Source organism: Phaeodactylibacter sp. (assembly GCF_022763345.1).
Taxonomy (GTDB): Bacteria; Bacteroidota; Bacteroidia; order Chitinophagales; family Saprospiraceae; genus Phaeodactylibacter.
In genome coordinates this window covers 1-9,864 of sequence record NZ_JALEGS010000010.1, presented here as the reverse complement: position 1 = coordinate 9,864, position 9,864 = coordinate 1, and the positions used below count along the sequence as shown (strand labels likewise).

The following is a 9,864-nucleotide window of genomic DNA, read 5'->3' as shown; positions in this document are numbered from 1 at the left end:
TCCATGAGGAAAAGTATGTTTTGTAGTTGTGGTAAACCACAAAATCTTGCTTTTCCTCGCTTTTTTCAAATCTCAATCATAACCATCGGGTAGAGTAGTAGGGACTATAACACGCTTTGGTTTAAGGGTGAATTGACTGACTTTTTAACAAAAATGTTGTAGTTGTAAGATTTTTCTATAAATTTAACCCGATATGAGTGACGTTTAAAGATATGAAGTCATAAATGGTATTATTAAAACATAAAACGTAAATGAGGCATTGACCGTCAAAATGATTTAAAAATGATTCTTTTAGACAATAACATAACCCCGAGATTAAGCGAAGAACTCGAAGAAGTCTATCCTGGTATAATACATGTTTCTCAAATATCATTGGAAAGGGCAGAAGATATAGAAGTCTGGGAGTACGCCAAGCAAAAAGGCTTTCACATAATGACTAAAGATAAAGACTTTGTGGCACTCCTGAACCAAAAAGGACACCCTCCAAAGATCATCTGGTTGCAACTGGGGAACTGTACCAATAAAGAGATTAAAGCAATCATTGAAAAACAGGAAACATCGATTAAGTACTTTATGACAAGTGACAAAGGCGTATTGAAGATTAGCATTTAAATATGCTGGAAATAGCCCGGTTAAAGGAATTGAAACATATGCGTGACTCTTAATCTTTTCATTTTAATCGCACCTAAACCGGGCTTTTCAATAATACGCTAATTAGAAACATTGTAGGTAGATGAGCGTATAAAAGAGTATTCTGTTTAAAGTTTTTAAAGGGTGGGGTGATAGCTGCCCCAGGGGTGGCTGTAGCTTTGCCACTGTGTATGATGATAAAATGATGGTTTATGCGGATATATTTGAGATTAACACCGAATACAGAAATCGTCCCTTTCAATTATCAAAGGGCATTGGTGGGCGCCTTCCACAAATGGCTCGGTGAGAACGAGCTGCACGATGAGATTTCGTTGTATTCTCTTTCCTGGCTATACGGTGGGAAGATGCGCCGGGATAAAAAAGGCTATGACTTTCGGCATGGCGCGGAGTTCTTTATCAGCTCTCCACTCGAAGGCCTGCACAAAAGCGCTGTATCAGGTTTGTTTAAGGATGAGACGATACAGTGGGGCATGCGTGTAGAAGAAGTAAGGATGCGCACTACACCTGATTTTGGGGAGCGGCAGCGATTTTTTGCCCAAAGCCCCATCTTCATCAAGAAACGGCGGGAAGAGGATAATGGGCAACAGTTTGTCTTCCCCGGCGATGAAGATGCGAATGCCCTGATGACTGCTACCCTTCAAAAAAAGCTTGAACGCGCCGGTCTGGACAGCAACGCCACCGTAGCTTTTGACCCGGAGTATCAAAACCCGAAGACGAAAAAAATAACCTTCAATAAGATTGACCTGATCGGCACTTTCTGCCCCGTCATTGTGGAGGGCGACCCGGAAGCGGTGCGCTTTGCCTGGGATGTGGGGGCCGGGCATTCTACGGGGATTGGGTTTGGGGCGTTGCGGTGAAGATAATGAGTGCAAATTCCTACGCAACCGTGCCAATACTGGCATCCTCCGCAAGGTGCGGGTTTGAGAAACCATAGCAACTTGCACTCTGAATAAGCAACAGATTTGCAAAAGTATTTAGTTTCAAAAAATTGATTCATGGATTATCATGTCGTGAAGTATACCGGGCCATTTGGGTTTATTAAGCCTTGGACGGCGGTTCGGGATGGAGAGACATTTTCGCAGCAGTTTTTGACGCCTAGCATAATCGAAGGAATGGAAAAAAAGCTATTCCCGGAATTGCTCTCAGAACAGGGTATATTCAAGATCAAACGTCACAGGCTCGCCTATAATGGATTAGCAAGGCAAATGGAAGTTATTCAAGGGGCGGATTACGAGACAAAAAAGATAAAGGGTCAAAAAGCAAAAGTCAAAATGAGACGGCAGCAGGGCATTCTCTTCCGCAGCGTACTCTTGAACCCTATACTGTACTTGGCTTTTGAGTCACTACCTGATGCGGAGATCGCGGCCCAACAGCACCTATGTCTCTGCAGAAATGAAGACTTAGTATATCCTACTGATCTACGATCGATGCCTGAGACTGAATTTGAGGAATTGGTAGGCTTTGAGCTACAGTTCGGCGAACATCTTGATGAAGCCTTTTTGGTTGGGTACAATCGGTATCATCAAGCCGCTCCTATGTACGGTCGACTTGAAATAATTGGTGATGCTTCTCAATTTCACGATTATGCGTAATCTTCTGGCAAAAAGTGCAGATAGAGGTTTGTTGTTCCTGGAGGAGCATACTTTGCATGTAGTTCAAGCCATTGAGGCTTTCGCAAAAGCCTATTCATTTGATCATGAATTGGCGATAAAAGGTGCTATACTACATGACTTGGGCAAAGGGCATCCGGTATTTCAAGCGATGCTTCTTGATAAACCAAAAGAGCACAGAGAAGAATGGCTCAAAAAGCTGGCAGGAAGCGAAGCAATTAGAAAAGAGCTAAGGTGGAGGGATCTGGATAAAGTACCCATGCATCGGCATGAATACTCTTCTCTGGCATTTTTGCCGCTTTTCCCAAAAAATGAATGGCCGGCGTTAGTCGAAATGGTTGTAGCTCATCACAAATCTATCGTTGGAGATAAATCCGGCCGAGGTTTGCTTGACCTCTTGGAAGAAGAAGCTGGAGATCCATCGATGATACTCGAAACACACTTGAACTACTATGATAAATGGGCACCCGCTGCAATTGAGGTCGCTTCAGCATTTGGCTTGCCTAAAATTGAAATCTCTAAAGAAAAAGCATCGGATGCTTTAAAATATGCTATAGACTATGTAGAAAGCGTGCCAAATGATTGGTCGCCGCATCGCGGATTGCTCATGACTGCTGACCATTTTGCAAGTGGTTTCAAGGATGAAACAACAAAGAGGACTCTTAAACTATTTAAAGTGCCTGACACAAAACCTTATGAGCAGCGGACGAAGAGTGAACGTGCCTATTTGTACCCGCTTTCACAGGTAAAGGTAGATGTTGCCAAAAAGCATACACTGGTCACAGCACCCACTGGAGCAGGTAAAACCGACTTTCTTGTTCGAAGGTGTAAGGGGCGCATTTTCTACACTTTACCTTTCCAGGCATCTATCAATGCCATGTATAAACGGTTTAAGGACGACTTCCCAAAAGAAGATATAAGGAGAGTGCATGCTGCCTCAAAAGTCAGTCTCGAAACCGAACCAGCAGGAAAAAAGATTGCAGAAGAAGCATCTGAAGATGTTGACATGCAGCATCATCCTGGAGCTTCTATTAAAGTGATGACGCCACACCAATTGTCTGCCTTGGTTTTTGGCACGCCAGGTCATGAAAGTATAGCTTTAGATGTGCGTGGACAAGATGTGATTCTAGACGAGGTCCATACCTTTAGCGATAAAGCACAACGAATGGTACTTGAAATAGTGCAGCGATTGATTGCGCTGGAATGCAGTGTGCATATCGGAACTGCAACCCTACCTACGGCCCTTGCCCATCGGCTATTAACTATACTCGGAGGTTCAGATTCTGTATATCAAGTAGAGCTAGATGAGCATATACTTGAAGATTTTGACCGTCATGTCATTCATAAAACTTATGAAGGTAGCCCCATAGATCGTACTGCTATGGATTCAATCGTTGACCTTGCCCTTGCCGAAGGAGAACGCATCTTGATAGTTGCAAACCAAGTAAAAAGAGCACAAGAAATCTACGAATCACTACGACAAAAGCACAGCAATATACCAACAGTCCTAATTCATAGCCGATATCGGCGAAAGGACCGAGCAAAACTTGAAAAAGAGGTAATCGAATTACAAGACTCCAGCTTCGGAACCCAAGCAGCGATTGCGGTGGCTACACAGGTTGTAGAAGTTAGCTTGGATATCTCTTATGACCGCATGATTACAGAAGCAGCACCTCTTGATGCTTTGATTCAGCGCTTCGGCAGAGTCAATAGAAAAAGGAAACCAAAAAGTGAGCGGACATTAAGACCTATTCACGTCCTTGCTCCTTCTGAAAAACCCAGGGAGGTTTTGCCTTATGATATAGAAGTTGTTAAACGCTCTTATGAGGTTTTACCGGACGGAGATGTATTTAAAGAGAAAATGACACAATCTCTTCTGGATCAAGTCTATCCTGAAAGCGCCCCCATCCCCACTTCCAATGATTACCAGTTTATAGAGGGCGACCACTGCAGGATGAAAAAGTTGGAGCACCGCCCCAGGAGTGTAATCATTGAAGCCCTGGGTATTGAAGGGCAGTGCTGTGTTTTAGCCAGTGAAGTAGAAGAGTACCGATATGCCCGACATGATAAAAAGCCACTTTACGAGATACCTGTACCTGGAAACTTCAACAGATATAACAAATTGGCTATCGAGCAGTCAGGAAGCTATCCATTAATTCTTCCTGATGAGCGCTATAAGTTTGATGAAAAGGACCGAAGAGGGCTCATCGCAGAAAAGCAAGTATCTCCTAACGCACAAATCCTTTAGTCTATGTATTCAGCAGAAATCGGAAAGTTGATTTTTAGCCGCTGGAAAGAACGTACAGGGAGAGAGGTCAATGTTAAAACGTACTTTGACGAAGAGTTCTTTCCGTTGTTTTTTGATAGTGAACGCTATCTTATGCTGGCCAACAACTCCAAATTTGATCAAGCATACAAACAGAAAAAGAAAAAGCCGCTTACAGCAGAAGTAAGGCAGGCAGCACTATCTGCTTTTCATGAAGATGTTGAAGTATTGGAGGGGCGGGAAGGGCACCTGTTTATGGGTGGTTTTAGCCGAGAACTTTCTTCTGCAACTGCAAGTCAAATCAGTCAAATAGATATTAGTTTTCATACCGACGATGCTTACTTCTCTTGGCTTGGAATGGCGGCAGGTATCGGGGTCAAAGGAGGAGTTTCTTTGCTCGTAAAGACGCCAGCAATACTCGACTTGATTGTAGAGGGCTGGATTTATTACAGAAAATTCCTCGATCAATATGACACCCTCAAACCTCATCAGATTGACAGTTGGAATGCCTGGTGGCTCATACATAATGCTAATCGAAAAGTAGAAAAAGACCGATTAGCTCACTTTCCACCACCGGCTGCAATGAGTATGAAAGATGGAGTGAGCGCTTTTGTCACCCCTTCCTGGATCAGCGTACTTTTTGCTTTAGCACGAATCGCGAAGCAGCCAGATATCATGACCTATATCTATTCCTTTGGACAAACAAATACTTCCATCGGTTTCGTGCCGATCAAGCTAGGTGAGATACAAAAGTTATCAACACTGTACGAGAAACTCTTCGGCGCAGAGGATTTCACCAGAGAAAGAAAAAGCTTAGAGGCGCTATACGACACTGAACTAAGCTTTTTTCAGGCTTGCCGCATGGGAGCAATTGGATTGAAAGCAGTTGAGCCTAAAGACCTCCGGCAATATATGGCAACTAGGGATACAAGTCCAAAAGCTATCAAATTCAGTGAAAAGACTATCATTAATTTCAGAATATATCAAACATGGATCATTGCTATGCTTAAGAACGAAGAGTTACTCTTGACTGCACAAGAGCTGGCTGAAGTCCTGTCTAAGGTAGGGCCCTCATCCAGAGGTAAAAAAGTCCTTTCGCAAGCTGTTGCGAAAGTCTTAGAAGCAGGCGGTAAGAAGCAATTTATAACCGCACTGACTGACCTTATTACAGAAGAAGAATTTAAACAATCTCCTGCTGCTGAGCAGAAAGGCGTTTTTGAGAAAACGGTACACGAACTGATGCGGATGCCAGCAACTAATGTCCCGCTATTCATCACGCTTGTACGCTTTAAGCATGCATACAATAATCTTTAAAATAATTAATCACTATGTCTAGATTCATTTATATCCGAGGATTGCGCCAAGTTGAACATACTGTCTTTGGCGTTAGTGACGGGCAAAAGCACTATTGGGATGCATTGACAAACAAACCCCAGCCCTACTCAAGTGGCCAACAAGTGAAACGCTCTATACTTGATGCTATGGTAGAATCCATGGATGGGGAACGACGTGCCCCTATCACGTTCAACTACCAGCTAAAAAAAGCTAAAGCAGGCGAAGTCAAACAATCTGACCAAAAAGAGCCTTGGAACCCTTGCGACCCAAAATATGCCGATCAACTTATAGGTGGATGGATGCGCGCCCAAAAGGGTGCTACCGCTGTAAAAAGAAGAAGCCCTCTTTCTATCTCAGCCATGAGGCCATTACATCCGTCCCTGGCTCGATTGGAAGATTCTGAAAGCGGTACATTTGACCGCAGCGATCAACCTGGCTATCATAAAGTGAGGGTTACAGATGAAAAAGGCGATGAACTCAGCCCTGAAGAAATAAAAGCGTATTTAACTGAAGCTGATAAAACGCTTCCCATGCGTAACTGGCTCAAATTAGGCCCCCGAGCAAATGGATTGTTTGTTTTTGATATAGCTGTTGACTTAACTACGCTTTTCTCCGTTTCTACTAACCAGTATGATCCGGAAATTACTGAAGAGCAAATAGCCGAGTTGAAAGAAGAGGGGTGGAGGGAAGTTGGAGACCGCTTATACGCCCCTACAGAACGGCAAAGTCAGATTCTTAAAGCTTTAGCAAAAGCAATTGTCAACTGGCGTATAACTAGTAATCAGAGCCGCACCTTTAGTCCGCAGGGGACATTAGCTTTGGCTGTTAGCAACAATGCAAATAGTATCATCAATGCTATCCGTGCAGATATTGTGGAAGACGCAACGCAGCCTTACAAGGCAGCACCAGTAATTGACGATTCTATTGACGGTGTTGAGTTGTTTTTAGCTCCAGCAGTAAAAGGTTTTGTTAGCGAAGTGGTTGTAGACGGTAATGCCATGAATAATGCAGAGCAATACATTTTGCAAGAATTGCAGAAGGGAGTCATGCAAACTTCATGATCTCCGCCTCCCACATCACCTACTACCACCTCTGCCACCGAAAGCTGTGGCTGCACCACCGGGGCATGCGGCAGGAGGACAACAGCGCTGCGGTGGGCGAAGGCAAGCTTATTGGAAAGCAGTCCTACGCCCACCGCGCTTCCCGCTGGCGGGAGCTCAACCTGGGGTTTCTGAAAATTGACCACTTCGACCCACGCGAAAAGTTGGTGCGGGAAGTCAAGAAAAGCTCTAAACTAGAGCACGCCCATGTGGCACAAGTCCAGTACTATCTGTATGTATTGGAAAAAGCAGGTATTGATGGCGTACAGGGTATACTTGAATATCCAAAACAACGGCGTAGCAGAACAGTAAGGCTTACCGATGAAATCCGGCAAGACATCCAAGGCTGGGAAGCTGAAATCGAACGAATTGTGAAACAAGATCACTGCCCGGCTTTAGTCAAAAAAGCCTATTGTAAAAATTGTGCGTACCGGGACTTTTGTTTTGTATAAACCGTATGGCTATGAAGAAAGCGTATTACCTGTTCAATCCCGGGCGCATGAGCCGGCGCGAGAACACCCTGAAGTTTGAACCTCAGCCAACCGAGGAACGATCGGACCTGAAGCCAAGGTACCTACCGGTAGAAGGCGTAAGTGCGCTTTATATTTTTGGTAGTTTGGATACCAATAGTGCCTTGTACAATTTTTTGGGACGCAATCACATCCCGGTGCACTTTTTTGACTATTATCAACACTACACCGGAAGCTTTGCCCCTAAAGAACATTTACTCGCTGGTCAGCTTCTTATTGCTCAGGCTGATGCCTACCGTGAGGCTTCGCAGCGCCTGGGCATAGCGAAGGCCTTCGTAGAAGCCAGTATGTTTAACATCCTCAAAAACTTAAAGTATTACGGAAACCGCGGCCGGGAGCTCAGCGACATTATCAGGCAGGTCGAGCAACTGAAAGCAGAGTTGCCAAACGCAAAAAATGTAGGGCATTTGATGGGGTTGGAAGGCAATGCCCGGCAAACGTACTACCAGTCATTTGATAGCATCATTGACACCTTTGAATGGAAGGGGAGGCGCAAGCGGCCACCGGCAGACGAGCTCAACGCACTCATTAGTTTTGGCAATTCACTTTGCTATACCGTATGCCTCGATGCCATTTACAATTCACAGCTTAACCCGACCCTGAGTTATTTGCACGAACCGGGCACCCGCCGTTTCAGCCTGGCTTTGGATATTTCCGAAATTTTCAAGCCTATTCTGGTAGACCGGCTGATCTTCCGGTTGTGCAACCGCAGGGAAATCCGCCCCGAACACTTCGATTGGGTGGATAATGCCTGCTTCCTTTCACCGTCCGGGCGGAAAAAGGTGGTACAAGCCTGGGAAGAACGCCTGCAGCAAACCATACAACACCGGAAGTTAGAACGCAAAGTTAGTTACCGGCACCTGCTCCGCCTGGACTGCTACAAACTCGCGAAACACCTGCTCAAAATGGAGCCTCAGTTCGAACCCTTCAAAATCTGGTGGTAATGTACGTAATCCTGGTCTACGATGTTCATCAAAAGCGGGTCGGCAAAATGCTGAAACTGTGCCGCCGCTACCTCAACTGGATTCAAAACTCCGTCTTCGAAGGCGCGATCAGCGAGCTTAAGCTCAAGGAGCTAATTTTCGAAGCCCGGCAGATTATGGACGAATCCTACGACAGTATCATTATCTTTAGCAGTAGGAACGAGCGCTGGCTCGACAAGCAAGTCATCGGATTGGAGAAAAATGAGATCGACCAGTTCTTGTAGAGTAGGTGAACCCCGTTGCTGGAAAAAGTTCTATGCTCTTTGAGATTACCAAGTGCCCGAAGGTCACCCAAACACCGCCCCCAGCTCCACCTCAAACCCAGGAAACAGCCCCACCGGCACACGTTCCTTCAGGGTATAGGGTGTGGAGCGGGGCAAACTATACTGCCCGTGGTCATCCAGCTGGTAAGGCAGCACCGTGCCTTCTGCCGGATGGACCACCCAATACTCTTGCACGCCAGCGTGGCGGTAGAGTTCAAACTTATCGTGCAGGTCTTTGTGGGCGGTGCTTTGGGAGAGGATTTCGATAATCCAGTCGGGGGCACCATTGCAGCCGCGTTCATCAAGCTTGCTGAGGTCGCATATGATACAAAGATCGGGCTGCACGACGGTTTCCGTCTTATCCTGCTTTCGTTCTGGTTCGGGCACTGGCAGGCGCACATCAAACGGGGCGCTGAACAGCTTACAACCTTTATTCATCAGATAGCTGCCAATAATCACGTGCAGATTACTGGAAGCCGATTGATGGGAAGTGCCCGGCGCGGGTGCCATGCGGACGACTTTCCCGCGTATGAGTTCCACCATTTCGTCAAGCTGCCAGCTGAGGTAGTCCGCGTAAGTGTACTTTTTGGACAGGTCCAATTGATCGATGCTGGTAATCATTCCACTACTTTTGACTAAAATACAGAGAAATGGCTAATAGTTCAAGTTTATCACGGCATGCTGCCGCTATCTCAACTGGATTCAGAACTCCGTCTTCGAGGGCGCGATCAGCGAACTCAAGCTGAAAGAGCTAATCTTCGAAGCCCGGCAGATTATGGATGAATCTTACGACAGTATCATTATCTTTAGCAGTAGGAACGAGCTGTGTTTGGACAAGCAGGTCATCGGATTGGAGAAAAATGAGATCGACCAGTTTCTTTGATACGCGTCGACCCGCCGCCTGAAAAGGCAGCAGACCATAAACGCTTCAGCTAATTTATAGCTATACCGTTGGACTTCAACGCATTGAGGTAGTCGTCGACCTAAGGGGTAAATCCACTTATTGCAGGTCGACAGCAAAACCGGAGCCAAAAAGGCTCAATGCTCTTTGACAATTGGTTAATATTTAGTTACTTACATATCGGTCTTACCGGCCGCTTAATCGCACCAGATTGGAATTGAAACG

Annotated in this window: 11 protein-coding genes; 10 read left to right on the top strand and 1 reads right to left on the bottom strand. The window is 45.4% G+C overall.

All coding sequences use genetic code 11. The features are described from left to right. Window positions 1-282 precede the first annotated feature (282 nt). The 9 genes from MRY86_RS01765 to cas2 all read left to right on the top strand — a co-directional run bounded on the left by MRY86_RS01765 (window position 283) and on the right by cas2 (window position 8,699). A complete protein-coding gene (locus tag MRY86_RS01765) occupies window positions 283-612 on the top strand; it encodes a DUF5615 family PIN-like protein (RefSeq protein ID WP_293570987.1) in 330 nt (109 codons plus the stop codon). A gap of 230 nt (window positions 613-842) precedes the next feature. Beyond that, window positions 843-1,508 carry a CRISPR-associated endoribonuclease Cas6 gene (gene cas6 / locus MRY86_RS01760; RefSeq protein WP_293570986.1) on the top strand — a complete coding sequence of 222 codons (666 nt, stop codon included), beginning with the start codon at window positions 843-845 and terminating at the stop codon, window positions 1,506-1,508. 138 nt (window positions 1,509-1,646) lie between these two features. After that, window positions 1,647-2,243, top strand: a complete 597-nt coding sequence (locus MRY86_RS01755) for a hypothetical protein (RefSeq protein WP_293570984.1) — start codon at window positions 1,647-1,649, stop codon at window positions 2,241-2,243. Then, window positions 2,236-4,509 (top strand): CRISPR-associated helicase Cas3', encoded by a 2,274-nt coding sequence (gene cas3 / locus MRY86_RS01750; RefSeq protein ID WP_293570982.1) that lies wholly within the window; start codon window positions 2,236-2,238, stop codon window positions 4,507-4,509. The genes MRY86_RS01755 and cas3 overlap by 8 nt, the downstream gene beginning before the upstream one ends. 3 nt (window positions 4,510-4,512) lie before the next feature. Next, window positions 4,513-5,841, top strand: a complete 1,329-nt coding sequence (locus MRY86_RS01745) for a hypothetical protein (protein WP_293570981.1) — start codon at window positions 4,513-4,515, stop codon at window positions 5,839-5,841. Window positions 5,842-5,855: 14 nt separating this feature from the next. Continuing rightward, window positions 5,856-6,923, top strand: coding sequence for a hypothetical protein (locus MRY86_RS01740; RefSeq protein WP_293570979.1), 1,068 nt, complete (start codon window positions 5,856-5,858; stop codon window positions 6,921-6,923). After that, window positions 6,920-7,414: a CRISPR-associated protein Cas4 gene (gene cas4 / locus MRY86_RS01735; RefSeq protein WP_293570977.1), complete on the top strand. Its 495-nt coding sequence runs from the start codon at window positions 6,920-6,922 to the stop codon at window positions 7,412-7,414. The genes MRY86_RS01740 and cas4 overlap by 4 nt, the downstream gene beginning before the upstream one ends. A gap of 11 nt (window positions 7,415-7,425) precedes the next feature. Next, window positions 7,426-8,436 (top strand): type I-B CRISPR-associated endonuclease Cas1b, encoded by a 1,011-nt coding sequence (gene cas1b / locus MRY86_RS01730; RefSeq protein WP_293570976.1) that lies wholly within the window; start codon window positions 7,426-7,428, stop codon window positions 8,434-8,436. After that, on the top strand, window positions 8,436-8,699 hold the full coding sequence (gene cas2 / locus MRY86_RS01725) for a CRISPR-associated endonuclease Cas2 (RefSeq protein ID WP_293570974.1): 264 nt from the start codon (window positions 8,436-8,438) through the stop codon (window positions 8,697-8,699). Before cas1b ends, cas2 begins: the two co-directional genes overlap by 1 nt. A gap of 63 nt (window positions 8,700-8,762) precedes the next feature. On the opposite strand, the gene MRY86_RS01720 is transcribed toward cas2, so the two are convergent. Then, complete coding sequence (locus MRY86_RS01720; protein ID WP_293570972.1) at window positions 8,763-9,359, bottom strand: Uma2 family endonuclease; 597 nt, start codon at window positions 9,357-9,359, stop codon at window positions 8,763-8,765. A gap of 49 nt (window positions 9,360-9,408) precedes the next feature. Between MRY86_RS01720 and MRY86_RS01715 the strand changes: the two genes are divergently transcribed. After that, window positions 9,409-9,621 carry a CRISPR-associated endonuclease Cas2 gene (locus MRY86_RS01715; protein WP_293570988.1) on the top strand — a complete coding sequence of 71 codons (213 nt, stop codon included), beginning with the start codon at window positions 9,409-9,411 and terminating at the stop codon, window positions 9,619-9,621. The last annotated feature ends 243 nt before the right edge of the window (window positions 9,622-9,864 follow it).

Excerpts from the sequence above, each read along its gene's own strand:
- MRY86_RS01765 (WP_293570987.1), top strand. The coding sequence starts at position 283 with ATGATTCTTTTAGACAATAACATAACCCCGAGATTAAGCGAAGAACTC.
- cas6 (WP_293570986.1), top strand. The coding sequence starts at position 843 with ATGCGGATATATTTGAGATTAACACCGAATACAGAAATCGTCCCTTTC.
- MRY86_RS01755 (WP_293570984.1), top strand. The coding sequence starts at position 1,647 with ATGGATTATCATGTCGTGAAGTATACCGGGCCATTTGGGTTTATTAAG.
- cas3 (WP_293570982.1), top strand. The coding sequence starts at position 2,236 with ATGCGTAATCTTCTGGCAAAAAGTGCAGATAGAGGTTTGTTGTTCCTG.
- MRY86_RS01745 (WP_293570981.1), top strand. The coding sequence starts at position 4,513 with ATGTATTCAGCAGAAATCGGAAAGTTGATTTTTAGCCGCTGGAAAGAA.
- MRY86_RS01740 (WP_293570979.1), top strand. The coding sequence starts at position 5,856 with ATGTCTAGATTCATTTATATCCGAGGATTGCGCCAAGTTGAACATACT.
- cas4 (WP_293570977.1), top strand. The coding sequence starts at position 6,920 with ATGATCTCCGCCTCCCACATCACCTACTACCACCTCTGCCACCGAAAG.
- cas1b (WP_293570976.1), top strand. The coding sequence starts at position 7,426 with ATGAAGAAAGCGTATTACCTGTTCAATCCCGGGCGCATGAGCCGGCGC.
- cas2 (WP_293570974.1), top strand. The coding sequence starts at position 8,436 with ATGTACGTAATCCTGGTCTACGATGTTCATCAAAAGCGGGTCGGCAAA.
- MRY86_RS01720 (WP_293570972.1), bottom strand. The coding sequence starts at position 9,359 with ATGATTACCAGCATCGATCAATTGGACCTGTCCAAAAAGTACACTTAC.